Origin of the sequence: Rheinheimera sp. SA_1 (genome assembly GCF_001669775.1) — a bacterium.
Classification (GTDB): Bacteria; Pseudomonadota; Gammaproteobacteria; order Enterobacterales; family Alteromonadaceae; genus Pararheinheimera.
This window is the reverse complement of sequence record NZ_LXWK01000016.1, coordinates 425,601-451,953: the sequence shown is the minus strand read 5'-3', so window position 1 is coordinate 451,953 and position 26,353 is coordinate 425,601. Positions and strand designations below refer to the sequence as shown.

Genomic DNA, 26,353 nt, shown 5'->3' with positions numbered 1-26,353 from the left:
TTCGATGAAGGAATTAAACCTTGCGATTGAGATGTTGCTCATCTATCTACAGGGAGTATGGTTAAGACGCAGATATATTGTTATCACCGCTTGGCTGGTATGTCCAATTGGCTGGATTTTGGTATTTAATATGCCACCGACTTTTGAAGCTAACGCCAAAATTTACGTGGAAACAAGGTCTGTGCTTGACCCGGTGTTACAAGGTTTAACAATTCGGGACAATCCGGAGCGGGAAATTCAGTTGATGGCCAGGACCTTATTGAGCCGGCCTAATTTAGAGAAAATCGCACGGGCAACTGATCTGGATATTTCAGCATCTGACAGCCAGTCATATGAAAATCTCATCAACTCATTGCAAAACAGCATCAAACTCAGCGCTGCTGGCCGTGAAAATATTTATGTTATTTCTTACGCGAATTCATCGCCTCAACTTGCCAAACGGCTGGTGCAGGAAACACTTAATATTTTTGTGGAAAGCCGTGTTGGTAACGCCGTTGCCGATAAGCGTAAAGCGTCTGAATTCATTGATAGTCAAATTACCGAATATGAAACACGGTTAGCAGAAGCGGAAACGCGGCTTTCTGAATTTAAAAAGTCACAAATTGCCATGGGACCAATGTCAGACCAAGGTTTTTATAGCCGGATCGAGTCTGAAAAAGCCCGCTTGGAAGAAGCTCAGTTGCGCCAACGAGAACTGGAAGGGCAGCTTGAGTCGGCTCGCCGTCAGTTACAAGGCGAAGCTTCCGGTTTCAGTGACAGCACATCGGGTGCAAATTCTGGCTTCACAACTCAGTATGACGATCGGATTAAAACCTTGCAGACCCAATTGGATGGCTTACTTATTCGGTATACCGATGTCCATCCGGATGTCATTGAAGTGGGGCGTTTGATTGAGTCGCTGAAAAAGATGCGTGCTGAAGAAATTTCGAACCTGGAAAAAGCCATTGCCGGAGCGCCGCAAAGCAGCGCTGGTTTTAGTCAAAATCAGGTGTATCAGGAATTAAAACTGAATGTTTCCCGCCTGGAAAACGAAATAGCTTCGGTGAATGTGCGGGTACGCAATTATGGTCAAAAACTGGAAGAGCTGGAACGTCAGCGCAATATTGTACCTGATATCGAAGCAAAATTTGCTGGCTTAAACCGGGACTACGAAATTACCAAAAGTAAATATGAAGAATTGTTGAGTCGCCGTGAACAGATGGATTTATCCAGCCGCGCGGATGAATCACAACAAGACGTGCAATTTAAGATCATCGAACCACCGCATGTGCCGATTAAACCTTCAGGTCCGCCACGACTGGCGTTTTACACTTTGGTGTTGTTCGGTGGTATTGCAGCTGGTTTGTTTATGGCATTTGCCCGTAGCCAAATTTCGCCGGTGGTCACCAGTGCATTACAGTTAAAAACCATTGCCGATTTCCCGGTGTTTGGTTTGGTCTCTCATACCCAAAAAGATGCAATGCTGAAACAGAACAAAAAGCATTTACTGTACTTTCTCATTCTGAGTGCAATGCTGATGTTATGTTATTGTGCCTTGGTGGCAAATGAAATGGTGTTCGGATTGACCGCCAAGCAATTATTAGGGCGTCTGTTATGAGTACTATCGAAAAGGCCTTAGACAAACTGGGTGCCGCAGCTACTGCATCACCCGCTGCAGAGCCGGTGATTGAAAAGGCGATGTCGGCAGCCGATGAAGCCATCAATGCGCCGGCGGTGCAGGTCACTACGGCTGCAGCGCAAGCTACCGCAACTCCACCGGTGATTGCTGAAGCAGTTGAGGCATCGCCGCGCAATTTTATTGAAATTGACCTGCAAAGCCTCAGTAACCGCAATTTTGTATCCATGGCTACCGAACGGCGACTGATTTACGAAGAGTATCGGGTAATTAAGCGTAAGCTCATCAACAACGCCTTTGGTGGGTTAAGTTCAACTTTAAAGCATCCGAATCTGATTTTAGTCAGCAGCAGTCGGCCGGGCGAAGGCAAAACCTTCACCTCGGTCAATCTGGCGCTCAGTATCGCACTCGAACAAGACAAAACTGTGCTGTTGGTTGATGCCGACGTGTTAAGACCTAACGTGTCGCGCACGCTAGAAATCAGCACACCATTAGGTCTGACAGACTATCTGAGTTCAACTGACATTGATGTTGCAGACATTATTTACAGTACCAACGTCGAACGGCTGAAGTTGATTACCGCCGGCAAACCGCATCACTTGTCGACTGAGTTGCTGGCCAGCGACAAGATGATTGAATTGGTGAACGAGTTTGCATCGCGTTATCCGGATCGGATTGTTATTTTTGACGCACCTCCTCTGCTGGGCGTCAATGAAACTGCGGTGCTGGCTGCCATGTGTGGTCAAGCCGTGGTGGTGTTGGAAGAGAATAAAACCAAACTGAATGAGCTGGATAAAGCGCTGAGTTTGTTGCCAAAAGAGTTGGCTGTTGGTTTTGTAATCAACAAGGCTTATTACAGTCGTGATAAAGGATATGGCTACGGTTATGGATACTATGCGGAATAGCAATGCATTGCGAAAAAGCACACCAAAGCACACTGGGAAGGCTAAATTAGCCGGAAACAGCGTGGGTGCGGTTGTACTAAAACTCTCTGCAATTTCACTGGCATTTCCGGTGGTAGCCGATGTCAAAATTACCCCATCGTTATCAACCAGTACCTATGCTTATCAGGTTGAGGTTGGCGACGCCGGTACTGATGAAGGTTTAGCCCAGTCTGTGACGCCCGGCATCATCCTGTCGTACAGTACACCTTGGTTGAAATCGAGTTTCAGTATCGACCAGATGGCGTTATTTTATAAAGACGCTCAGCGCGAAAACAGTACTTATACCAATTATCGGCTGAACAACACTGCCAGTTTTTTGAACAATAGACTGGCATTTCAGGTCGGTTCAAACCAGTCCTATCGTTCAACCGGTGGGCAGTTTTCTAACTATATCGATGAAGTAACAAATAGCGGCAATATGGCGAAGGTCATTAATAACAGCGCCGGCATGAGTTACAGCAATGATACGGTGGAGTGGCTGAACACCAGTGTGAAGTTAAATGCGTCGGAGTCGCGTAGTGATCAGGTATCAGAACCGATATTTGATGATCAGGATCCTTTTAACCAGGATCTGAATGTGCAACGCATGACCGGTGCCGTTGAATTGAAGTCGGCAGACCGCAACCGTAAGTTTTTCTGGGGTTTTGATGCCGACGCCTCAAAAACCGGTCGTAAACAAAGCGAAGATTTGTACAACCGTCGTGGTTACGGCGTGATTGGTGTGCCGTTTTTCTGGCGGGTTTCGATGATTGGCCAGGGGAGTTACGAAAGCAACAGCCGACTGACCAACGTAAATAGTTTGTTTGGTGGGTATCGGAACTATCACAGTATCGGTGGTGGTTTGGAATGGAAAATAACTGATCGTTCCTGGTGGAACGTTACCTTTAATAAAGTTAATGAGAATGAAGGACGCCGCGAGTATATTGGCACCCAGTTCAGCATTCAGCCATCACGTCGCACCAAGTTGACCGGCAGTCTGGATCGGCGGTTTTTTGGACGCAGTGCTGAAGTGAGCGGTAGTTACAATTTACAGCATTTGACTATGCAACTAACGGTGTCTGATTCAGTAAATTCATTGCTTAGCTTGAATGGTGACAACGCCGAGTACGGTTTGTTTTTGTGTCCACCGGGGCAGGCGCCAGGTCTTTCAAACTGTTATCAACCACCGACAGCGCAGTATCGGCCACAACCAGGTGAGTCTTACTACAATATTTTGTTACCAGGCCAAGAGTTAAGCGAGCAAATTGTAGTTCGCCGTAATGTCAATTACACCCTTGGTTATGGTTTTAGCCGGTTAAAATTACAACTGCAAGTTGGTCAACGGCGTGATATTTATCTCGAGCGGGATGCACAAGTTGAAGATCGGTATATTAACGCCAGCAGCAACTGGCAGTTGTCGCAGCGCAATAGCTTGTCGCTGAGTTCGTCTTACTCCAGGATCGATTATCAGTTGGATGAAAGTTTACCCGGTGCTGGTCGTCGCGAAGGAACACAAGCAACTAATACCTTAGCTTTTAATCGCAAGATTAATCCGGATCTTAGCGGAGCGTTGTCAGTACGTCGTGTTGACGTGAATTTTGCCGGTGAATCGCAGGATTACAAAGAAAATCGTATTCATTTTGATCTGGATTTTAAATTCTGACGACTTACATTGCCGTTCACTTTAGGCCAGAACAGGCTGAGGTTTGGTAAAAGTATTGAAGTCATCGGTAAAACAAAGGCAGCTTAGCTGCCTTTGTCGTCTTCCAGCTTACGCATAACTTGTTGATGTTGTTGATTCAACAACGTATCCAGTTCTTTCGCCATCTTAATTTTATGCTCCAATGAGCTGTCCAATAAACCGGAAAGCTCTGCCAGCATGGCGTGATATGGATTTGCTGGCGTTGCGTTGAGCGCAGGCTCCGCCGGCGATACTGTTGGCGGTGCTGGTGTTACTGAAACCGGTGCTGTATGGACTGGCAACGATTGTGTTGGTTGGCGCTGAGCCACTTCACCACTGATTTCGGTAATGACTTCTTCAACATCCGCCTGCTGTAATAGCGTTTTATCTTCGAGATATCCAAACAACAAAATGCGGTCCAGCAAATTATTGATTTTACGTGGAATTCCATTAGTGAATCGATAAATGCTGCCAAAGCAACTTTGATCCAATAGTGGACGACTGACGCCAGCTTGTTTAATCCGATACTCGATGTAGGCTTGACAATCTTCTTCTGACAACGACGATAAATTTGACGAAGCAATAATACGCTGCCGGAATTGTTCCATATGCGGTGACTGAATAATAGCATTCAGTTCGTTTTGACCCAGCAGAAAGCTTTGCAGTAGTGGTTTTCCGGCGATTTGAAAATTAGACAACATCCGCAGTTCTTCAATCGATTCCAAGGGTAAGTTTTGCGCTTCGTCGACTAATAGCAATGCGCGTTTGTTTTGACTATGCAATAGCGTCAGATAGTGAGAAATTGCTTCGATGTAAGCTGTTTTATTATTGTCTTTTACGCTGAGACTGAATACCGAAGCGATCATTCGTAATAAATCATCGGGGCCCAGTCTGGAAGTAACAATTTGCCGGGCGACAATTTGTTGATCTAAACGCGCCAACAGCTGATTGGCGATGGTGGTTTTACCGGTGCCGACATCGCCGGTGATCACAATAAAACCTTCGCCCTGGCTTAAACCATACTGCAAATAGGCGAGGGCACGTTTGTGCAGTTTACTGGCAAAAAACCACTGAGGATTAGGGGTCAGTTGAAAAGGCCGCTCGTGAAATCCGTAATACGATTCGTACATCAATGACTATCCTAAATTAGCAGTTGTCTATTCTGTCTGCTGTTATAACCGATCCGGCAGACTTCAATCCGGACGAAATCATAGCACAGCGACTGCTAAAACTGACAATCTTCTGTTGGAGAAAGGCCGATTACAGCCATTGAAAAACAAGACAATACCGCTGTTTTTGCGTGGAATTTCAGCATCGTGTTTAAAAAATATCCTAACGAGTAAGGTGTTGGAAAAAACTATTGACACATATTAGCGTGCCCCATAGAATGCGCCTCGTCTTGTGACGAAGCCGCTTCAGCAATGGAGTTGTAACGTCCATACGGTGTGGGGCTATAGCTCAGCTGGGAGAGCGCTTGCATGGCATGCAAGAGGTCAGCGGTTCGATCCCGCTTAGCTCCACCAAAGTTTACAATGTGTCCCTTTCGTCTAGAGGCCTAGGACACCGCCCTTTCACGGCGGTAACAGGGGTTCGAATCCCCTAAGGGACGCCAAGTAAACACAAGACAAGAATGTATCCGCGGGTCCCTTTCGTCTAGAGGCCTAGGACACCGCCCTTTCACGGCGGTAACAGGGGTTCGAATCCCCTAAGGGACGCCAATACATTCACCCGATAACAGCACTGTGTCCCTTTCGTCTAGAGGCCTAGGACACCGCCCTTTCACGGCGGTAACAGGGGTTCGAATCCCCTAAGGGACGCCACGCTGCTATCAAATCCTGGGATGTCCCTTTCGTCTAGAGGCCTAGGACACCGCCCTTTCACGGCGGTAACAGGGGTTCGAATCCCCTAAGGGACGCCACTTAGGAAATTCAGATGTACCATCATGTTGCCTCAATCCAGTTGGCAGCAGTCACGATGGGGCTATAGCTCAGCTGGGAGAGCGCTTGCATGGCATGCAAGAGGTCAGCGGTTCGATCCCGCTTAGCTCCACCAAATTCCAGCTGCAACAAATTCCACCTCCATCAAAACCAGCTATGCCTATCTTTCTCCTGCAAATTCATAAGCTTACTAACCATTCAGGCGCTCATTTTTCTTTTGATGCATGCGAAGCTTAGCTTTAAACCCGTTACTTCCTGCCAATTGTTCAATTTCACCACTCACGTATTAAAAATATTCAGAGCAGGCTGCTTGGTTCTGCCCTGACACCTCAGCTTACAATTTCTGCAGCAACGGCGCGATAAAATCGCGGATAATCGGCTGCGCTGTGACATTTGGATGAATACCGTCTGGCAACATTAATTCCGGTTTGACGGCAATGGCATCCATAAAAAATGGCCAATAGACGGCTTGATGCTTTTCGGCTAGTGCCGGATATAACGCGACAAACTGCCGGGTGTAACGTGGGCCGTAGTTCGGTGGAATACGTATCTGCATCAGGATTGGTTTGGCCTGGTGATTTTTCACTTCGGTAATCAGCAGTTGCAGATTTTTTTCAATTTGCGCGGCTGGGAAGCCCCTTAAACCATCGTTGCCGCCCAATTCTATCAATACGGCCTGCGGTTGATGTTTAGTCAGTAATTCAGGTAATCTGGCTAAACCACCGGCCGTGGTTTCCCCGCTGATGCTGGCGTTGATAATTGTCCAAGAGGACTGATTTTTCTCAAGTTGTTGTTGCAACAGATGCACCCAGCCTTGCTGTTGTTGCATTCCGTAACCGGCGCTTAAACTGTCGCCGAGAATTAATAACTTTTGTGTTGCCGCCTGTAGTGACAGGCTGAAAACCAAAACCAAAATGGTGAAGCAAAATCTCATGTCATTTACACCAGAAATTTATATCCAGGCCAAAGCGCTGACCAAACAAGTACAGTTGACCGATTCAACTCTGACTATCCTGCAGCATATCGATTTGACAATCAACCGCGGGGACAGTGTGGCGATCGTTGGCGCATCAGGCTCCGGCAAGTCAACGCTGTTAGGTATTTTGGCCGGGCTCGACACGGCCACCAGTGGGGAAGTTTATTTGGCAGGTCAACCGTTGCACAAGTTAGATGATGATGCGCGCGCTGAGCTGCGTGCCCGTCAGGTTGGGTTTGTATTTCAGTCGTTTTTGTTGCTGCCAAGCTTATCAGCGCTGGAAAACGTTACTTTACCTGCCGAGTTGGCAGGTATCAAAAATGCGACTGAACGTGGCAGGGAATTGTTGGCGCTGGTCGGATTAACCGAACGCGCTGATTTTTATCCAAGCCAGATGTCCGGTGGAGAGCAACAACGTGTGGCAATCGCACGCGCTTTTATCACCAAACCAGCCATTTTATTTGCCGACGAGCCTTCAGCTAATCTGGATGAAACCACCGGTGCCAAAATAGAAGATTTGTTGTTTGAACTGAATGCGCAGCAAGGCACAACGCTGGTGCTGGTGACGCACAACCCGGCCTTAGCCAAGCGTTGTGCCAAACAAGCCACCATGCAGGCTGGACACTTAAAGATGGCTGTAGCGGAGGTGACCAGTGTGGCCTGAAGTTGCCTGGCGCCTGTTCTGGCGTGAATTAAGACGCGGCGAGTTATGGGTGATCGCTTTTGCCTTATGCCTGGCGGTGTTCACTGTGGTCAGTTTAAGCGGGATCACTGAAAGTGTCCGTTCTGCTTTGGCGCAGCGTAGCGCCAACTTTATTGCTGCTGACAAAATATTGCGCTCCAGCCTGCCGTTTAATGAAGCAATTTTCGAAAAAGCGGCCACGCTGCAGGTAAAATCAGCCAAACAAATGCAATTTAGCACCATGGTGTTTGCCGGTACTGAAATGCAGCTGGTGAGCGTGAAAGCAGTTTCCGCCAGTTATCCGCTGCGTGGCAAATTAACGTTACGTCAAAATGAAGCCGCTGATGCGCCACTTGTGCCGACTTTTGCGCAAGGCGAAGTGTTTCTGGAGCCGCGTTTATTGCAGCTGCTGCAAATTAAAGCCGGCGATATGATTGAAGTGGGTATTAGTCAGCTTAAAGTTGCCGGGGTGATAGCAGAAGAGCCTGATGCGCCGCTGAGTGTGTTTGGTAATGCGCCAAGGCTGCTAATGCATGTTGATGATGTCGCTGCGACTGAAGTGGTGCAACCCGGCAGCCGGATTGGTTATCGGTATCAATTTTCCGGCTCAGATGCCGTCCTTTCACAACTTGAAACTGACGTGAAACCTTTATTAACTTTGCACGACCGTTGGCAAAAACTCGACCGGGAATCAGCGGTGGGTTCGGCCTTAGATCGGGCTGAGAAATTCTTACTATTGGCAGGTTTACTTGGCATTGTGTTAGCAGCATGCGCGGCTGCCGTTGCAGCCAGTCAATATAGTCAACGGCATGCCATGTCTGTTGCCGTGATTAAAGCGCTTGGCGTGACTACGGCAACTGCCCGAAAAATTTATGTCAGTCATCTGAGCTTAGTGACATTGCTGAGCGTCAGTATTGGCCTGGCTCTGGGGCAACTTGCCAGCAGCAGTGCGCAGTGGGCAATTGTGAAATGGCTCGGCGATTATCAGGCCGAATTCAGTAGCCGGCCGTTATGGCTGGGTCTGTTGACCGCCGTGATTTGTGCTGGTTTGTTCTCGGCACGTCCGATTTGGCGTTTAGCCGCAGTGCCGGCACTTAACGTACTGCGTCAGCGCCAACAAGAATGGCAATTTGATATCTGGCATCTGGCCGCAGGTGCCATCGCAGTTTGGTTGTTAATGTGGTTATTTAGTGGTGATCTGTGGTTGTCTGCCTGGTTGTTTTTACTTTGTGTGGCGTTTGCCGCCTTATTGCTGGGTATGGCAGCCATCATCGTAAAAGTGGCAAAACCAATGAGCGCTGGCCAAAGCAGTGCATTAAGGCTGGCTTTGGCCAATTTACGCCGCCGCTTGTGGCCAAACAGTTTTCAGCTGATTACTTTTACCCTGGCGCTATTTTTAACGTTGCTGTTGTACTTTTTGCGCGCTGAGCTCATTGGCCAGTGGCAACAACAAGTACCGCAAGGAGCGGCAAATCAATTTCTGGTGAACATCACTGAAGCGGAAAAACCGCAGATAAGCAGTTTGCTCGCTCAAAACCAGCTGAGCGTCGGTAACTATTATCCGATGATTTCTGGTCGCGTGCTGAGTGTGAATGACGAAATGTTGACTGAGCCAGACGCAGAAACGCCCAGTGATGCACAAAGTGAAAACCGCGACAGTGCGGAGCGGAAAAAAGGCGAGCAACAGTCTGATCAAGTGGCGACTAAGGCGTCAGGTGCGACTACCGAAAATGCCGCAACAGAGCGGCGACGTGGCATTGGTCGCGAGCTGAATCTGACCTGGCTAAGCCAGATGCCCGCCAATAACGAAGTGGTCAAAGGTCAGTGGTTTGTGAATGGTGGCAAAGCTGAAGTGTCAGTCGAAGTCGAGTTAGCCGAGCGGCTGGATTTAGTCATCGGCGATAATATCGGTTTTTCGGTCGGCGGCCAGCAATTCAGTGCCAAAGTCAGTAGTTTTCGAAAAGTGGATTGGAATAGTCTGCAGCCAAATTTCTTTATGATTTTGTCTCCGGATCTGATGGCAACTTTCCCTGCTACTTACTTAACAGCCTTCTACTTACCGCCGGCACAGCAGCCTTTGCTGAATCAGCTAGCGCGACAGTTTCCAACCATTTCAGTGTTGTCAGTAGATAATATCTTAAAGCAAATCAACGATATTATTGCGCAGGTGTCGCTGGCGCTCACCGTTATTCTGGCGCTGGTGTTTGCCGCAGCGGTATTGGTACTGGTGGCGCAAGTGCAGGCAACCTTAGAGCAACGACAGCAGGAACTGGCAATCTTACGTACTTTAGGCGCCAAAACGGTATTTTTAAGGCGCGCCGTTCTGGCGGAGTTTGCAGCACTTGGCCTGATGGCCGGGGTGTTTGCCACTGTGCTTGCTGAAATATTGCTTGCTGTGTTGCAAGTGCGGCTGTTTGAATTGCCGTTTTCGTTACACTGGAATTTATGGTGGATTGGACCTGGCCTTGGCATGTTGTTGATTACCGGGCTCGGTTTTCTGCTGCTACGAAAGTTGTTGATCCTGGATGCGCCGACGTTGTTGCGTCGGGCATTGCAGTAGCTTTCTGCATCGATGGACTGACTCAATGCACTGGTTTGAAAGGAAAAACCAGTGCATTTGGGGATATTAGAGTGTTAAATCTTGCAAAGCTGCCCGGAATTGACTGAATTTAAAAGTAAAACCATGATCAAGTAATCGTTGTGGATACACATTTTGGCCGAACAGTAATAAATCAGACATTTCACCAAACAACAGCTTTACCGCAAAAGCCGGCATTGGCAACAACGCCGGTTTCCCCAGCCGCTCCGCCAGGATTTTCGTCCATTGCTTATTGCTGACTGCCATCGGCGCCGTGGCATTAAACACTCCATGTAGCGCAGGATGTTGCAGTAAAAACTCGAAAATGGCGATTAAGTCGTCCAGATGGATCCACGACATATACTGCTCGCCGTTGCCAATGACACCACCTAACCCCAATTTAAACGGCGGCAGCATTTTCTTCAAAGCCCCGCCATTGGCGGCAAGCACAATACCAATGCGTAAGATACAAACCCGGGTCTGCTCTGAGCGGGCACGATTTGCCAGATTTTCCCAGCGGGCGCAAATATCGTGGCTGAATTCGGGGTAGTACGACTGATAGTTTTCATCAATAGCATCGCCAGACTGGCGGCCATAAAAACCGACTGCAGAGGCGTTAATCAGCGTATGGGGTGGGGTGGTCGCTTGCTGGATCAAAGCCACCAGTTGTTCCGTTAACTGCCAGCGACTTTGACAAATCCGGTCTTTTTGCGTCGAGGTCCAGCGGCTGTTGGCAATCGGCTCACCAGCAAGATTTACTACCATATCCAGCTGATTGAAATCGACTTCGCTAAATGATTCAACGGCTTGCACCGTATTGCCAAATTGCTGCTGCACCTTTTTTACCGATCGACTCAGGACAATCAGTTGATGCTGATTTTGCCATAATCTGACCAGTGCAGAACCAATCAAACCACTGGCACCGGTAATTAATATTCGCATGCACTGACTCCAAAATATGGCCGTGCCGTGATGCCGACACTTACACTATTGATTCAAGGTTTAAACACTTGTTTGTGCAAGTATATAGCCAAAATCATTGAAGATTCGGGTAGGTAACAACACCGAATCTTTAAGGATGCAGGGTATAGTTACTTTGTGCTTTTATTGACGGATAAGCTCAGCGACACTGAATCGGCAAAACGTAATGCGTAAGGTTTGTCGATTTCTACCGCGGCAAATTGCACTGAAGGGTGGGCCGCTGCAATGGCCAGCACATCGGCAGTTAATTTCTCTAACAACGAGAAACGGTTATTTTCAACCAGGGTAATAATATCTTTGGTGATGGTGCGGTAATTCAGCGCTTTGCTCATATCATCGCTGTCGGCGGCCTGCGTAGCACTGTATTCAATGGTCGCGTTGATAATGACATCTTGCTTGTTATTAATTTCTTCATCTTTGATACCAATAAAGGTACGTAAACGAAGGTTTTTGATCCGGATCACTGCATTATTTAAGGTCATAACTTATCCTGAGTCGAATTGGCCTCAAGGCCATTAGAGTAAACATAGCGTCTGTGCCAATTACGCGCTCATTGCGCGATAAGATCAAATCTTCTAATACTTTGCTTTACTGAGTAATTCTGTCTGAAATTTTATTTGTTCAATGGTGCATTCTTTGTAAACGCTGGCGCCGGCCTGACTGTCTGGAATTAATGCCAGATATTGCCAGCGACAGTGATCAGTGCGGAATTGCTTAAAATTAATACGGGATCTTTTGAACACTTTCAGCGGATCGTCACGACCGGTTTTTTCGGCCATTTCCTGTAACTTAAATAAGTGATTGTTTTCCCAGGTTTGCAATTCTCGTTCTGCTTGTTCAAGTTGTGCATCAAGGCATCTGGAATAGTCAATTTGTTGTTGGCTGTTACGGTCACAAGTCGTTTCAGCCGCAAGTTGAAAACTGCCCAGCAGGGCACACAAATATATAACTGATTTCATAGAGTTCCGCTGTTCGGTAACACGCTGATTAATTTGGGGATCGGCTAATTCTAATATTGATGATCGGGAAATCGCAAACGAAAACATGCGCCGCCGAGCGGACTTTGTTCAATATCAATTTCTCCGGAGTATGACAGACAAAGTTCATGCACAATAGATAAACCTACGCCATGTCCTTCTTTATACGTATCAAGCCGGGTACCGCGACTTAGTAGTTCAGTGGTTTTATTGGGTGGCACACCAGGACCATCATCTTCGACACTGATCGTCAGTGGCCGCAACGTCACGGTCAGAGCAACATGTTGCTGGCAGGCTTTAAAAGCGTTATCCAGTAAATTGCCTAACATTTCCATCAAATCAGTTTCATCGCCACGGAACATCGCGTTAGCTGGGCAGTCCAGTGCCAATTGCACCTGTTTACCACGATAAATTTTTTGGAGCGCACTTTGCAGCTGGCCAATAATCGGCGGAATAGCAATTTGTTTCTGCCAGACATCCTGACCGGAACTGCTGGCACGTTTTAGCTGATGTTCAATCATGGCGGTGATGCGATCAATTTGTTCCCGCAGTTCCGGCTGCTGTGCCAGTGGTGAAGTATTCAGCACCGCGACCGGCGTTTTCAGTGCATGAGCCAAGTCGCTTAAATGATGCCGGTAGCGTTGTTTTTGGCGATTTTGACTAGCGAGTAATAAATTAACGTCTTCTTTGAGCGTGGTAAGTTCAGCGGGATAACTGCCATTGAGCTGTTGCTGTTCACCACTTTCCACCTGGCGGATTTCATGGTCAAGTGCCGACAGTGGCTGGGTGGTCCAATAATAGGCCAGCAGCATCACCAGCATCAGCACCGCGGCAATGCCGATAAACCAGCGCATCAGTGTATTACGAAAAGCTTTGACCGGAGCGTCCAGCAGCTGCTCGTCCTGCACAATGTGAATGGTCAGCGGCATGCTGCGCTCGCCCATATCAAATAACAATGCAAATGACAAAGTCCAGTACACCCGGCCATCTTGTTCTTGTGAAATAAATTCATGTTTGCCGGGCAGCATTTCATGCTGTGGCGGAATAAAGGTTTGATTTAAAGAGGAATCTGACTGCCACATCAGTTTGTCGCCACTGACAATGAATGCACTGGTGCCAGAATCAGGGCGTAAAAAATCAGCGGGTAAAATACTGTTATTAATTTCAACGATGTCGTTTTTAGAGGTCAGTTCGGACAAAAACGAATATAAATGCACTTCTAGTTTTTGTTCGGTGCTGGTCAGAAGCTGTGCGAAAAAAGCCCGTTCGATGGCGAGAAAACACACGGGTAACAGAAACAACATCAGCACCAGGCTGATCACAGCCTGGCGGACCTTCAGCGACAACATCATCAGTTAACGGCCAGGTTAAACCGATAACCACGTCCTCGCAGCGTTTCGATTGGTTTCAGTTCGCCATCCGGGTCGAGTTTTTTACGCAGCCTGAGCACAAAAACTTCAATCACGTTGCTATCGAGGTCGAAGTCCTGATCGTAGATATGTTCGGTTAATTCGGTTTTTGAAATGACCTTGGTTGGGTTGAGCATAAAATATTCCAGAACTTTATACTCGTACGCGGTCAGCGGGACTTCGGTTTCACCACACCACACCTGTTGGGTACGGCTGTTTAAACTAACTGGTCCTGCCACCAGTGTTGGATCTGGTTGACCTGCGGCACGGCGAATTAATGCATTACAACGCGCCATCAGTTCTTCGACGTGAAAGGGTTTGGTCAGGTAATCATCTGCCCCAGCGTCTAAACCCTGGACTTTTTCTTGCCAGCTGCCACGCGCCGTCAGAATAATAATGGGAGTTTTTAAATCCTGTTGCCGGGCTTTGCGGATCAGCGATAAACCGTCGAGTTTTGGCAAGCCGATATCAATAATTGCCAAGTCGTACGGATATTCACTGATTTTGAAAAAACCATCGGACCCGTCGTGCGACAGATCAACACTAAACTGTTGCTGTAAAAGATGATTTTTAATTTGTTCCGCTAATAACACTTCATCTTCAACCACCAATACCCGCATGTGCATTCCTTATGACGTTCGCCGCTGCAGACGGCGTGAAAATTATGACCAGGAAGCGGCGTTATCGCAGCTGCACTGGCGATCAGATTTTGTTAGCGTTTGTTGACCGGTTCAACATAGACCGGCATTTGTGGGCCAGGATCCCGATCCATCAGCGTGGTGTATTCACGACCTTGCAACTGATAGGTTACCTGATAACCGTCAACCACGCTTTGATATTCCACATCGGTTCCCGATTCATAACATACTGTTTCATGATGCATGACATCGGTACCATTCTTTTGGCCAACGTCATTACCGATGGCACCACCAATCACTGCACCCGCGGCTGTGCCGATGCCACGATTGGAACTGTTACGCGCAATGGTATTGCCCAACACACCACCAACAATAGCACCGACGATGGTTGGTGCTGCGGAATCAGCATGGCGTTTAATTTGTTGACGTTCTTCACACACACGTCTGGGTTTATGAATCTCGATGGTGCGGTAGACCGGTTGGGCCTGGGTGACGGTCGCCATTTGGTAATTCTGGCGATTGTGCTGCGAATAGCTGGTGCAGGCGGTCATTAAAGGTAATAACAAAACCAGATATTTCATGGCAAATACTCCTGACAGATGTTCCTGTAACCATAACGGCCAGATACTTAATTGCAGCTGAATCTAAAAACACATCGGAAATAGAATAAAAAAGTATATAAAAAGTTAAATAAATATTAATTAACAGGCTAGATTAAATACAAGTTTGCAGAACAATGGTGTTCACCAGTTCCAAACTAGCAAGTGCCGGGCTCCCGGCGCATATTTTACTCATGAAAAACCAAACAAGGAAAGTCAGATGAAGATGAAATCGTTATGGAGGGCGGTGGCACTGGTGGTCCCGGCGCTGTTATTAAATCCGGTGATCGCAGAAACAGTGCCGGTTGCAGCGAAAGTAACACCTGCAGCAGCCAAACAACCAGGCAAGCAACAAGGTGCAAAGTTGAGTATCAATAAAGCCAGCCCGGAACAATTAACCGCTATTCCGGGTATCGGTCAGAAAAAAGCGCAAGCTATTCTCGACTACATCAAAGCAAATGGACCGATTAAGGATCCGAAGCAATTGACGGAGGTCAAAGGGATCGGCGACAAACTGGCGGCAAAAATTGCGGAGTTTGTCAGCTTTTAAGCAGATCACTGCTGCTACTTGCTCAACCTGTGGGGGGCCGGGCTTTTGGCAGCAGTGTCGTCGTTGTCCGAGACCAGGGAATTGAGTGACAGCCTGCACTGTCACTTCAGCGAGCGAAGGCAACAACACCGAATCTTCAAAGATGACTGGTATCTTAATTGTCACCCAGAGCGCGCATTTGTTCATTCGCCCATTGCACCGCTTCGTGGTAGGCATCAGGTAGTAATTTAGCGTCAAGTCCAAGTTTTTCAATCGCAACATTCGCTGATTGCCACATGGCTTGTTCATAACATTTAACCAGCCCAAGATACTCTGCAAGCAGGCCTTCGTTGTCGATTAAAGCGTCTTTGATGTCTTTGGATAATGGCAATTTACTCATGACGGAGGTCATGGGTTCATCCAGAATCGCATCCATCAATGACATCATGCCAGTCAGGAAAGCTTTGGCGATGTCGGTTTTACGATGCAGGGTGGCAATACCTTCGGCAAATTTTGCTCTGGTCATGGCTAAACGCATCAGCTCTGCAGGTTTTTCGCTACTGACCTGAGCGGTAAACAGCACCGATAAAAACTTTTTCAGTTCCAGCTGCCCGAGCACCACTAATGCCTGTTTAATAGTTTCAATTTCTGATCGACGTTTAAACACCGCTGAATTTGAATAACGTAACAGTTTATAAGATAGGTTAACGTCACGTTCGAAGATGGTGGTAATTTTTGCCAGATCCATCTCGGCTTTGGACGTTTCGTACAGCAATTCGGCGAGTGTCATCTGAGCTGGTGACAAGGCTTTACTTTGTAACATTTCCGGTTTTGAGAAAAAATAGCCCTGGAAATAGCTGAAACCCATGCCCATTGCCAGTTGAAACTCTTCAATGGTTTCGACCTTTTCGGCCAGCAGTTTAATATTTGGAAAACCGGCGGTGGCTTTAATGACCTCTTGAATCACGTCATTGCTGGTATTGCGAAAATCGATTTTGATAATATCGACAAAAGGATAGAAGTGACGCCATACCGGTTGGTGAATGTAATCATCCAGTGCAATCAAATAACCTTGTTCTTTTAACGCCTGGCATTCGGCAAGCAGGCGTTTGCCGGGTTGGACCGTTTCAAGAATTTCCACCACCACCTGTTCTTTTGGCAGCATTGAAGGGAATTTTTTCAGCAGGGTATCGAGGGTGAAATTGATAAAGCCCAGTTTGTCGCCCAGAAAATCGTCCAAACCAAAATTAAATTGGCTGCCGGCAATCATCCGCGACGTTGCTTCGTCACCATCAATATCCGGAAACACATTTTCCAGGCCATCTCGAAACAGCAATTCATAAGCAAAAAGATTTTTGTCTCGATCCAGGATGGGCTGACGGGCGGCATAAAAATACATACAGACTACAATTCCTTTGACGGCACTCTGGCAAGCAATGTAGCAAAGAAAATGTCAGGGTGGGAACAAAAATTTCGCGATGGGGACAATTAACCTGAGGGCTGCCGTGATCAGAAGATCTGACCACGGCGTCTAACGGTTTATTGCGCTTGTTTCATCTGTTTGCACATTTGATCAAATTGTTCGGCGATCGCAACTTTCGGCGCTGCCGTTAGCTTGCTGACGACCACGATGGCCAATACAGAAGCAATCACGCCAGGAACCATCGCATACAACCATTGATCAAGCGTCTGACCATCGACGGTGAAAGGACCATAGATCCACACCAACACCGTTACCGCACCAACAATCATGCCTGCTAATGCACCCCATTGATTCATTCGGCGCCAGTACAGACTAATCAACACCAACGGACCAAAAGCAGCACCAAAGCCAGCCCAAGCGTTGCTGACAAGGCCAAGAATCGAACTGCTGCGATCCAGCGCTATCACTATCGCCACCAACGCTACCAGAAATACTGAAACCCGGCCCATCAGCACCAAATGGCTGTCCGATGCGGTTTTATTAAAAAAGGTCTTATAAAAATCCTGCACCAGAGCACTGGACGTCACCAGTAACTGACTGGAAATGGTACTCATCACTGCCGCCAGCAACGCCGCCAGTAAAAAACCAGTAATAAATGGGTGGAATAACGCTTGTGACATCACAATAAAAATGGTTTCCGGGTCTTTTAACTCCCCACCGGTTTGTTTGATGTAAGCGATGCCGATAAAGCCCGTCGCGACGGCGCCCAGCAAGGATACAATCATCCAGGACATACCAATGCGGCGTGCCACCGGGAAATCTTTGACCGAACGAATCGCCATAAACCGCACAATAATATGCGGCTGACCAAAATAACCTAAGCCCCAGGCCATCAGTGACACAATGCCAAGGGCACTGGTGCCGGTAAATATATCCAGATGATTTGGATTAAGTTCGGCGACGATATTGAGTACTGGCGTCACACCGCCAACCATATCAAGCGCGACAACAGGCACCAGCACTAGTGCCAGGAACATGATAATACCCTGCACAAAGTCGGTCATGCTGACGGCCAAAAAACCACCAAGCAGGGTATAGGCAATGACCACGCCAGCGGTCAGCACTAAGCCGAACATGTAATCCATACCAAACACTGATTCAAACAGTTTACCGCCGGCGACTACGCCAGATGCGGTGTACAAAGTGAAAAACACCACAATCACCAGTGCAGAAATCAATCGTAGCATCCGGGTGTGGTCGTCAAAACGGTTTTCCAGATAGTCCGGTAGGGTGATGGAATCTTTGGCAAGTTCAGTAAAGACCCGGAACCTGGGCGCCAGGAGCAGATAGTTCAACCAGGCGCCAATGACCAGACCTACCGCCATCCAGATTTGCGAAATTCCCATCAGATATAAAGCACCGGGCAAGCCCATCAACAACCAGCCGCTCATATCAGAAGCGCCTGCAGATAATGCCGTCACGGCCGGGCCGAGTTTGCGGCCACCTAACATATATTCAGATAAATTACTGCTCGATTGGCGATAGGCATAAAGCCCGATTGCTAACATCGCAATGAAATAAATTACCAGCGCAAGAATAGTTCCCGTTTCCACGATACTGACCTCATAGGGTTATCAATCCCCTTTATCTGTGAAGTTGCAGCGATGTTACCGTTGTTTGCCAGAAGGCCTGCATCTTCAAAGATTTCGGGTGTAGTTATGGTTATTGTCATCAACAGGTCGCTGCTTGTTGCGTTGGTTGTCGCAGCAGGCAATTTGAGGGAGGTACGACTTGAAATGGCGGGACATGCTAACAAGCACTGGCAAACAGAGCCAGTGCTTTTCTATGGTTACCCCAACAGATGCTACCAGTTGCAGTTAAATCTGAAACTGTAATTGTTGCTGCAACGTGGTGGCGATGCCGGATAATGACTGATTTTTACCGGCAACCAGCACTAAATCTGCTTTTGCCAATTGCATATTGTGCCCATGAAATTGCGCGTCGTAAAAGTCGCCGCCAGGCTGCAAACCATGGTTTTTGGGCAGCACAAATACGGTGACCGGACCCTGCGCGGTATTAAAAATCAAATGTAATGAGCGGGTACCCTGAAAGTGACAAAAACTGGCATACCGAATGGTGCCAGGCCAGGACCTGAGCTGGCCGCCTAAATCGGCCAGGAGCAGATTAACCCGGTCCAGATCAATCAGGCTGTCGTTGTTGTCCAGTTGCTTCGCTTCGTGATACACATGAGCCAGCGCGTGTCCGGCAACATCGTCCGGCCACGGATACAAATGGTCGCGCTGCTGCACCAGACCGGCCACCAACACCAGACTGGCAGCCATCCCCAACCACCAGCGGCGTTGACGGATTTTTTTATGCTGTAACAGGCCTTGGCTTAGCAATAAGCGGTCAGCGAGATCGGCTGGCACCGGCACGGCCAGACTGGCCTTAATTTGTTGATCGAGGATCATCAACTCATGCTGTAAGCGCTGTTTATCCGGATCTGCAGCAAGTTGTTGGACGACTGCTTCGTCACTGGTCGTCGGGTTGCTAAGCAAGCGACGGCGAAATTCTAACTCATCCATGCTGGCTGGCTCCTGTGGCTGGGGACTGCAGTAACAGTTCCCGAAGTTGCTGACGTGCCCGAAACAAGCGGGTGTTTACCGTATTCAGATTTAATTCAAGTGTTTGTGCTATTTCATCGCCGGTCATGCCAAGTAACACCTGCAGCACCAAGGGTTCGCGATACTCCTCAGCAAGCCTGGCGATATATTGGTGTAACTGCTGATTTTCGGCGGTTTGTTCTGGCCCTTCACTTTGTTCATCTTCGAGCCAATCCTGGTCAACGTCTTGATAATCAAATTGTTTACGTTCAAAACGACGGGCATTTTCGCGGCGTAAAATGGTAATAAGCCAACCTTTGGCAGCAGCGGCTTCTTGCAGACTGTCGAGACTTTTCCAGGCGCGTAAAAAGGTTTCCTGGACTAAATCTTCGGCGACAGTGCGCTGATGGCACAACCAGAATGCATATCGAAATAAGTCGGCATGAAAGGCCCGCACCAACGCTTCGTATCGTATTTGTTTATTGCTCATGGTGTTCCAGAATTGGCTATCCAAAATTGACATGATTGGTATCACTGACTCTAAAGACCGGTCAATTTCGATAATGTGTGCAGCAATCGAAAAGAAATCCAGAATATCGCATATTTACGAAGATGACGAGATGGGTTGAATTGACAGCGATGTCTGTCATTTCAACCCTTGCTCAACTGACCAGAGGCGGGGAGAGGTTATTTCGGATAAAACGGCTTTAACAACGCCGGACTTTCAACTTGCTGCAGATGTTTGTACTTGGCCCATGCTTCAAATAACGCCGTGCCAAGCCATGGCGTTTGTTGCGCCTGATAAGCCTGATATGCCAGTTTTTCGGTTTCCTGACGTAGTGCACTTTGCGGCAATGCTTTGATTAATTGGGGTAATTGCTGAATATCTGCGTCAAGCTGCTGAGATGCCCAACGTAATAGCTGCTGGCTCGCCACAATGTGGTCATTGGCAAGACACGCCGCTTTAAATCTTCGGGCATTAAATTTAACTTCTGATGCCTGTGGGGCGCTGGTGGCCGGGGTATGCATCCGGGAGCGGGGCAGCAGCCAGCCCCACACAGCAACCGCGGCGGTCAATAACCACATCAGCAATAATAAGCCTGACAAGTAATTCCACTGCCACCGATTATCGGAAATGACTTGTGGTGTAGCCGCTGTTTCGCTAACTGGTGTTTCCACCGCGGCAACCGCTGGTGGTGCTTGGCTGGTCTGATTTGGATTCACCGTCACGGTTAATGTGCGTTCTGGTAATTCTGCATAAGCAAGCTGGTTGGTTTTGCTATTCCACCAGGGGACTCGCACCGCCGGCAGTTTTAATTCGCCACTTTGGGTGGCTATCACTGCCGACGTAAATACTTTTTGCGCCACGATACGGCCGTTACGCTCGGCCTTTTTCGCTTGCGGCTGCTCCGCATAATTTTTAATGCCGGCTGGTAAGTTAATTTGTAAGTCAGGCAGCTGGTGATCGGCTAAATCCATCGCCGTCAACGTGATAGTTCGGGTTACGGGCTCACCCTGCACCAAAGTGGTGGAAAGCGGTGTCCATTCTTCCGTCAAGGCAACCAGCTCAGACACCAGCCAATCACCTTTAAAATCAACTGGCATTGCTTTTACTTGAAATTCAACGGCTTGCCCTTGCGCTGAGATAGTCTGGGTCTTGGCGAAATAGTCATAACGCGAACTGTTACGGTCAATCATTTCACCGTTAAAAAACGGGGCATCCAGGGTGAAACTACCACTTTGCTGTGGGATCAGACTGTAGCGGCGGGTGATGGTCTGATACCGAATACCATTGACCAATTCAGTGCCTTCGACATCTTTACCCACTTGCTCGATGGTGGTGTCCGGCAATTCTGGCTGGCTGAGGCTGCCACGTTGTAAGTCGCCACTAAAGAAAATTTTGACGTCGTAATACACCATTTGCTGCACGTATAAGTCGGTTTGGCTTAGGCTACTTTCGATAAATAACACTTGTTTGTCAGTGGTTTGTTGGCTGGCAGGGATCACTTCAATGCTGATTGGGGAGCTGCTGATCCCACGCACGTTAAAAGCCGGTATTTCAAAGTTGCCGGTAGTTTTGGCGAATAAACTCAGTTGCCAGATGGTGCTTTGGCTTGATTGGCCATTGATAATTTGCATACTTTGGCTAACTGAAGGGGGACCGAGCCGAAAATTCTTTTCTAACACGCTAAAATCGATGGCACTGCTGCTGACTTTTTCATCCACCTGTACCGATAGTTGTAATTCTTCCCCCAGCATCACCGGGTTTTTATCCACCCGCACATTCAGACTGGTCGCGGCTTGTGCGACCGAAGTTAACGTCAGCAGACTAAGCAGTAACAGGCTTTGCCATAATGGGCGCTTCATGTTTTTGCACTGCACCATAGTGCGCGGCGAATTGCACCAATGAGACCTGCTGTTGCTGAAAGTTACCATTCTTCCTGTGCTCCTTTGGGTAAACGTTGCTGCCGGCGTTTCTGGTATTCCTGCAGCATTTTATTACGCAGCAATAACGAGGGGTCGTCCTGCACTTTACGCATTAAACCGTCTAATTGCTGACTTTGCTCTGGTGTGGCATTTGGCCAGGCTTCAGTGATGGCTTTTTGTTGTTCTGGGCTTTTGGACTGATCTGCTTGCTGTTGCTCAGCTTCGGTTAGTTGTTGCTGTTTTTCAGCGGCGGCTTTTTCAGTGTCTTCAGCATTTTTCTGCTCGCTATCGCTTTGTTGCTCACTATTTTGTGGATCGCTATTTTGTTGATCGCCATTTTGTTGATCTGAGTTCTGCGCGTCACTGCCTTGTTGACCGTCTTTGTTTTCACCTTCACCTTCTTGTTGTTCAGATGATTGACTGTCGTTATCTTTTGACTGTTGGTCAGATTGCTGTTGTTGGTCGCCGTCTTGCTGCTGGTCATCCTGACCTTGTTGCTTTTCTTGTTCCTGCTGCTGTTTGAGTAACTTTTCGGCAAGTTCAGTATTTTGCTGTAATCCGGACAGATCGGACTGCTTGCTGGCTGCTTGTTTGTATGCATCCAGGGCTTCCTGATATTTCTGCTGTTGGATCAAACTGTTACCAAGGTTGTATAAACCGTTGGCAGTTGGGTCTTGTCGGTACAATTGTTCGGCGCCCGCATAATCACCAGCACGGTAGGCCGCGTTGCCTTGCCAAAGTGGTTGTTCAAATTTTTCGATGGCTTTTTGATAGTCTTGTTGTTGATACGCCTGTTGTGCCTGCTGTTGGCGGCTTTTAAATAAATCCTGCCATTCAAAGGCCTGTGTTGGCGGCGGTAACAGTAATAATGCCGGGATCACCATGATTGCCGTGCGTTTGCCAAGCCAAAGCGCCAGTGGCAATAACAACCAGCAGAGATAAACACCAGCATCCTGCCATTCATCACCGGTCATTTTACTGTCAGTGCTCGTTTGGCCGGCCAGATCCAGTGGTGACAGTGCTAACAAACTTTGTACATCGGCCAGATCAAAGCTGTTCTGGACAAAAACACCACCGGTCAGCGAAGCCAGTTCTTTTAGCTGGGTAAAAGGCACTTTCGGGATCACAATACTGCCTTGTTGATCTTTAAGCAGTTCACCCGAGCTTAATTTGATAGGAGCACCATCTGCTGTGCCAACTGCCAACACCGAAATGCGATGGGGGAAGTTATCGAGCATCGGTCGTAACTGCATAAAGTGCGTTGTTGAAAAACCGTCAGTCATTAAAATTATGTCACCTTTTGGGTAACCGGCCTGGGTCAGCAACTGTGCAGCGAGCGTCAATGCGCTTTGTACATCTGAGCCTTGCACCGGCATAATTTCCGGTTTCAAGTCCGGCAATAACAACTTGATATTGTTGTGATCCGGTGTCAGCGGTGAAATAACATACGCATCACCAGCAAAGGTCAGCAAAGCCAGTTCGCCTTCGCCTAGTTGGGTGGCAAAATCCAGTGCTTTAAAACGTGCCTGCGTGACGCGATCAGGTTTTACGTCGGTCGCCAGCATCGATAATGACATGTCCAGCACTAGTACTGTAGCGCGTTGCAGCTGAAATGCGGGTTGCGGTAACTTCGTAATACTAGGGCCAGCTGCTGCAATAGCCAGCAATAGCAGCGTCAGCCACGCGATGATAAAAGGCTTGCGTTGACTGCTTTGCTGTCGAGTTGCGATCAAAGTTTGTTGCAAATGGGGGGCGAGAAGTTGTTGCCACGGACTTTGTTCGCGCCGAAATCGCCATGCCATTAAACACAGTAAAGTGACCAGCGGTATTAACAACAGCCACAGTGGTCTTAACCAATGAAAATCAGTCAGCATCAGGATGTCCTCCCGCGACGCCACAACGACCATGGCATTTGCCACAGCCACATCAGACTTGTTAACAGCAAGGCAGCAGCTAACGGCCAATGCAACAAACTTTGTTGTGGCCGGTAAGTCAGCTGATCCCGTTCAATCGGTTCTAACTGATCCAGCAACTGATAAATTTGCGCTAATTCTTTTAAATCACGGGCGCGGAAATAGCGACCGCCAGTTTCCGAAGCAAGTTCAGTCAGCAGTTTTTCATCCAGATCATCTGATGGATTGATGATTTGCGGGCCAAAAATACCTTGTTGCACCATTTGTTCAGCACCAACACCCACCGTATAAATTTTCACCCCAGCGGCTTTGGCCAGTTTCAACGCTTCTCGTGGCTGAATGTTACCAGCGGTGTTAGCGCCATCACTGAGTAAAATCAGCACTTTATTCGAACTCTGGTAGGTGTTAAATCGTTTGACCGCCAAACCTATTGCTTCACCGATGGCAGTACGCTGACCGACCAGACCAAGGACCGCTTCTTCCAGCATTTGCTGCACAGTTTTGCGATCAAAAGTCAGTGGTGTTTGCTGATAAGCGGCATCGGCGAAAAGTACTAAACCAAGCCGGTCGCCCTGACGTTTTTCAATAAACTGATTCAGTACATATTTGACCGCGTCCAGCCGGTTAAAAGCCTGACCATCAATCACCATATCGCTGATATTCATCGAGCCGGATAAATCGACGGCCAGCATCATATCGCGGCCTTGTTGAGGCATGCTGACCGGCTCACCTAACCATTTTGGTTGTGCTGCTGCGACGACCAATAAGGTCCAAATTAGCCACATCAACCATTGTTTTGGTTTTTGCTGACGTGCTATGCCAAAACTATGCTGCTGCGCCATTTTCGCCAGTGGCGGTAACAGCAAACCAGCGGCAGCTACATTTTGTTGCCGGCTTTTGACCAACCAGGGCAGTGGCAGTAATAACAACAACCAGGGCCAGCTTAATTCAAGCATCAGTTGCTCCGGCATTGGTTAACTTTAGGTGTTTCAGCCAAAGCGCAGCAAAAGCTGCATATCGGCGAATGTCATCAATAGCAGGCGCGCTTTGGTAATGCAGCGCCAGTAAATCGGGCAGGGGTTCGCCAAGCTTCACCTTTGCGGGCAAGCTCGATAGCAAATATTGCTGCCAGGCGACACCACTTAACGTTAGGGCCTGATGTGCGGGTGATCGGGTCATCAGCAGCCTTTTTAGCAGCGTTGTGATCATTTCAGCAGCATTAGGTGCGGTTAAATCCAGTTTTTCAAGTTCGGCCAACGCGTATTTTAATGGTTTTTGTTGTTGATAATGCCGCCACCACCGATAGCCGCCATAGCTAAGAACCGCCAGCAGGATCAAAAACAATACTGACCAGCCCGGTGCCAGATACCAGTCATTAGCGAGTACCGGCTCCTGAATGTCGGCTAGTCCCGGCATTGACGCCTGTGGCGGCGCAACATTAGCGGCGTTCGAATTCGCCATGTGGCCTCCCGCTGAATTGATCCAGTAATGGCTCGCTGGCATTGAATTGCCAGTGGCGGCAGCCGAGCTGGGTCCAGTGTTGATGTAACTGCTGATTAAATGCCTGTTGTTGCGCCTGATAATCGCGTTTTAAATTCATCCCAGAAAGTTCCATAGTCACTTCTTGATTACCGTCTGACACTTTGGCGATGCCTGACGCATGGGCTGGTAGCTGTTGCTCCAGCGGATCGCTGATTTGACAGATGCGGATTTCATTGTGTAAGCGCAGTGCCTGCAAATGTCGCAGGCAGGTCGCATCTAGTTGTTGGAAATCTGAAATGATAAAGAGCAGACTACCGGGGCGGGCTAACCGGCGTAACTGACCAAGTGCGGTTGCTAAGTCGATGGATTTACTTTCAGGCAACCTTGCAGTCGGTTGTTGCATTTGCTGTTGCACCCAAAGCAAAGATTGTTGTTGTAATTCAATCAATTGGTGTAAGTAGCGCAATACCGCCACACTTCGTCCGGCTGGTTTTAATTCACGAATTTGTTGTTGATGAAACAATAAACCACCGAGTTTATCGCCACTTTTTTTGACGTGCCAGGCAATTAATGCCGCTAAGTGAGCAGCCTGCACCGACTTTAATAACAGCGTCGATCCAAACTGCATCGAATGATTGAGATCGGTAAGGATAAACACCGGCCGTTCTTTTTCCTCGCGAAATAATTTAGTGTGCACTTTGCCGGTACGGGCGGTGACGCGCCAGTCGATGGTGCGCACATCATCACCGGTCTGGTAATGCCGTACTTCATCAAACTCCATGCCACGACCTTTGCTTTTGGCAAGATAACTGCCAGCAAGCTTGCTTTGAATAGTCTGGGCAGGCGTTAAATCAAATAGCTGGGTATGCCGCTGATAACGCAGTAGTTGTTTGAGTTCGACATTGCTGCCATCGCAGTGTAACTGTGCCAGCCACTGCCGGATTTGCGCTTGCTGTTCCATGTTTGCTCGATTCACATTG

The 26,353-nt window shown here is 48.1% G+C and carries 23 protein-coding genes and 6 tRNA genes; 12 read left to right on the top strand and 17 right to left on the bottom strand.

Annotation, left to right across the window (positions count from 1 at the left end):
• The first annotated feature begins 4 nt into the window (after positions 1 to 4).
• The 3 genes from A5320_RS14010 to A5320_RS14000 all read left to right on the top strand — a co-directional run bounded on the left by A5320_RS14010 (position 5) and on the right by A5320_RS14000 (position 4,201).
• Entirely contained in the window at positions 5 to 1,597 is a 1,593-nt protein-coding gene (locus A5320_RS14010) for an XrtA system polysaccharide chain length determinant (protein WP_068065890.1), read from the top strand.
• A complete protein-coding gene (locus A5320_RS14005) occupies positions 1,594 to 2,520 on the top strand; it encodes an XrtA-associated tyrosine autokinase (protein ID WP_082971775.1) in 927 nt (308 codons plus the stop codon). Before A5320_RS14010 ends, A5320_RS14005 begins: the two co-directional genes overlap by 4 nt.
• A 61-nt stretch (positions 2,521 to 2,581) precedes the next feature.
• Positions 2,582 to 4,201 (top strand): hypothetical protein, encoded by a 1,620-nt coding sequence (locus tag A5320_RS14000; RefSeq protein ID WP_068065885.1) that lies wholly within the window; start codon positions 2,582 to 2,584, stop codon positions 4,199 to 4,201.
• An 83-nt stretch (positions 4,202 to 4,284) separates the two neighbouring features.
• Here A5320_RS14000 and A5320_RS13995 read toward each other — a convergent pair whose 3' ends face one another.
• Positions 4,285 to 5,349, bottom strand: a complete 1,065-nt coding sequence (locus A5320_RS13995; protein WP_068065884.1) for an XrtA/PEP-CTERM system-associated ATPase — start codon at positions 5,347 to 5,349, stop codon at positions 4,285 to 4,287.
• A gap of 317 nt (positions 5,350 to 5,666) precedes the next feature.
• Here A5320_RS13995 and A5320_RS13990 point away from each other — a divergent pair.
• The 6 genes from A5320_RS13990 (at position 5,667) to A5320_RS13965 (ending at position 6,271) form a co-directional block, all read left to right on the top strand.
• A tRNA-Ala gene (locus A5320_RS13990) sits at positions 5,667 to 5,742 on the top strand.
• Positions 5,743 to 5,755: 13 nt separating this feature from the next.
• Positions 5,756 to 5,831, top strand: a tRNA-Glu gene (locus A5320_RS13985).
• A 30-nt stretch (positions 5,832 to 5,861) separates the two neighbouring features.
• A tRNA-Glu gene (locus A5320_RS13980) sits at positions 5,862 to 5,937 on the top strand.
• 26 nt (positions 5,938 to 5,963) lie between these two features.
• A tRNA-Glu gene (locus A5320_RS13975) sits at positions 5,964 to 6,039 on the top strand.
• 22 nt (positions 6,040 to 6,061) lie between these two features.
• A tRNA-Glu gene (locus tag A5320_RS13970) sits at positions 6,062 to 6,137 on the top strand.
• A 58-nt stretch (positions 6,138 to 6,195) separates the two neighbouring features.
• Positions 6,196 to 6,271 (top strand) — tRNA-Ala (locus A5320_RS13965).
• A gap of 219 nt (positions 6,272 to 6,490) precedes the next feature.
• On the opposite strand, the gene A5320_RS13960 is transcribed toward A5320_RS13965, so the two are convergent.
• The gene (locus A5320_RS13960) at positions 6,491 to 7,090 is read right to left on the bottom strand and encodes an arylesterase (protein WP_068065882.1); all 600 of its coding nucleotides are present in this window, start codon (positions 7,088 to 7,090) and stop codon (positions 6,491 to 6,493) included.
• On the opposite strand from A5320_RS13960, the gene A5320_RS13955 reads away from it, so the two are divergent.
• Positions 7,089 to 7,796, top strand: coding sequence for an ABC transporter ATP-binding protein (locus tag A5320_RS13955; protein ID WP_068065880.1), 708 nt, complete (start codon positions 7,089 to 7,091; stop codon positions 7,794 to 7,796). The genes A5320_RS13960 and A5320_RS13955 overlap by 2 nt on opposite strands.
• Entirely contained in the window at positions 7,786 to 10,374 is a 2,589-nt protein-coding gene (locus A5320_RS13950) for an ABC transporter permease (protein WP_068065876.1), read from the top strand. Before A5320_RS13955 ends, A5320_RS13950 begins: the two co-directional genes overlap by 11 nt.
• 66 nt (positions 10,375 to 10,440) lie before the next feature.
• Here the strand turns inward: A5320_RS13950 and A5320_RS13945 are convergent, their stop codons facing one another.
• The 6 genes from A5320_RS13945 to A5320_RS13920 form a co-directional block, all read right to left on the bottom strand.
• A complete protein-coding gene (locus A5320_RS13945) occupies positions 10,441 to 11,334 on the bottom strand; it encodes a TIGR01777 family oxidoreductase (protein WP_068065873.1) in 894 nt (297 codons plus the stop codon).
• A gap of 149 nt (positions 11,335 to 11,483) precedes the next feature.
• Positions 11,484 to 11,855, bottom strand: a complete 372-nt coding sequence (gene folX / locus A5320_RS13940) for a dihydroneopterin triphosphate 2'-epimerase (RefSeq protein WP_068065871.1) — start codon at positions 11,853 to 11,855, stop codon at positions 11,484 to 11,486.
• A 93-nt stretch (positions 11,856 to 11,948) separates the two neighbouring features.
• The gene (locus tag A5320_RS13935) at positions 11,949 to 12,332 is read right to left on the bottom strand and encodes a lysozyme inhibitor LprI family protein (protein WP_068065868.1); all 384 of its coding nucleotides are present in this window, start codon (positions 12,330 to 12,332) and stop codon (positions 11,949 to 11,951) included.
• Positions 12,333 to 12,382: 50 nt separating this feature from the next.
• The gene (locus A5320_RS13930) at positions 12,383 to 13,702 is read right to left on the bottom strand and encodes an ATP-binding protein (RefSeq protein ID WP_068065860.1); all 1,320 of its coding nucleotides are present in this window, start codon (positions 13,700 to 13,702) and stop codon (positions 12,383 to 12,385) included.
• The gene (locus tag A5320_RS13925) at positions 13,702 to 14,379 is read right to left on the bottom strand and encodes a response regulator transcription factor (protein WP_068065857.1); all 678 of its coding nucleotides are present in this window, start codon (positions 14,377 to 14,379) and stop codon (positions 13,702 to 13,704) included. Before A5320_RS13925 ends, A5320_RS13930 begins: the two co-directional genes overlap by 1 nt.
• Positions 14,380 to 14,471: 92 nt before the next feature.
• The gene (locus A5320_RS13920) at positions 14,472 to 14,978 is read right to left on the bottom strand and encodes a glycine zipper 2TM domain-containing protein (protein WP_068065854.1); all 507 of its coding nucleotides are present in this window, start codon (positions 14,976 to 14,978) and stop codon (positions 14,472 to 14,474) included.
• Positions 14,979 to 15,222: 244 nt separating this feature from the next.
• On the opposite strand from A5320_RS13920, the gene A5320_RS13915 reads away from it, so the two are divergent.
• Positions 15,223 to 15,546, top strand: a complete 324-nt coding sequence (locus tag A5320_RS13915) for a ComEA family DNA-binding protein (RefSeq protein WP_068066787.1) — start codon at positions 15,223 to 15,225, stop codon at positions 15,544 to 15,546.
• Positions 15,547 to 15,700: 154 nt separating this feature from the next.
• On the opposite strand, the gene A5320_RS13910 is transcribed toward A5320_RS13915, so the two are convergent.
• The 9 genes from A5320_RS13910 to A5320_RS13870 all read right to left on the bottom strand — a co-directional run bounded on the left by A5320_RS13910 (position 15,701) and on the right by A5320_RS13870 (position 26,334).
• A complete protein-coding gene (locus tag A5320_RS13910; protein ID WP_068065851.1) occupies positions 15,701 to 16,924 on the bottom strand; it encodes an EAL and HDOD domain-containing protein in 1,224 nt (407 codons plus the stop codon).
• 140 nt (positions 16,925 to 17,064) lie between these two features.
• Complete coding sequence (putP, locus tag A5320_RS13905) at positions 17,065 to 18,561, bottom strand: sodium/proline symporter PutP (RefSeq protein ID WP_068065848.1); 1,497 nt, start codon at positions 18,559 to 18,561, stop codon at positions 17,065 to 17,067.
• 264 nt (positions 18,562 to 18,825) lie between these two features.
• Positions 18,826 to 19,533 (bottom strand): DUF3379 family protein, encoded by a 708-nt coding sequence (locus A5320_RS13900; protein ID WP_068065841.1) that lies wholly within the window; start codon positions 19,531 to 19,533, stop codon positions 18,826 to 18,828.
• Positions 19,526 to 20,074 carry a sigma-70 family RNA polymerase sigma factor gene (locus tag A5320_RS13895; RefSeq protein ID WP_068065839.1) on the bottom strand — a complete coding sequence of 183 codons (549 nt, stop codon included), beginning with the start codon at positions 20,072 to 20,074 and terminating at the stop codon, positions 19,526 to 19,528. The genes A5320_RS13900 and A5320_RS13895 overlap by 8 nt, the downstream gene beginning before the upstream one ends.
• 164 nt (positions 20,075 to 20,238) lie before the next feature.
• Entirely contained in the window at positions 20,239 to 21,918 is a 1,680-nt protein-coding gene (locus A5320_RS13890; protein WP_197490118.1) for a BatD family protein, read from the bottom strand.
• Between the two features lie 62 nt (positions 21,919 to 21,980).
• Positions 21,981 to 23,852 carry a vWA domain-containing protein gene (locus A5320_RS13885; RefSeq protein ID WP_068065828.1) on the bottom strand — a complete coding sequence of 624 codons (1,872 nt, stop codon included), beginning with the start codon at positions 23,850 to 23,852 and terminating at the stop codon, positions 21,981 to 21,983.
• Positions 23,852 to 24,847 (bottom strand): vWA domain-containing protein, encoded by a 996-nt coding sequence (locus A5320_RS13880; protein WP_068065825.1) that lies wholly within the window; start codon positions 24,845 to 24,847, stop codon positions 23,852 to 23,854. Before A5320_RS13880 ends, A5320_RS13885 begins: the two co-directional genes overlap by 1 nt.
• Entirely contained in the window at positions 24,840 to 25,352 is a 513-nt protein-coding gene (locus A5320_RS13875) for a DUF4381 domain-containing protein (protein ID WP_068065822.1), read from the bottom strand. Before A5320_RS13875 ends, A5320_RS13880 begins: the two co-directional genes overlap by 8 nt.
• Complete coding sequence (locus A5320_RS13870) at positions 25,330 to 26,334, bottom strand: DUF58 domain-containing protein (RefSeq protein ID WP_068065819.1); 1,005 nt, start codon at positions 26,332 to 26,334, stop codon at positions 25,330 to 25,332. The genes A5320_RS13875 and A5320_RS13870 overlap by 23 nt, the downstream gene beginning before the upstream one ends.
• Positions 26,335 to 26,353: the final 19 nt, after the last annotated feature.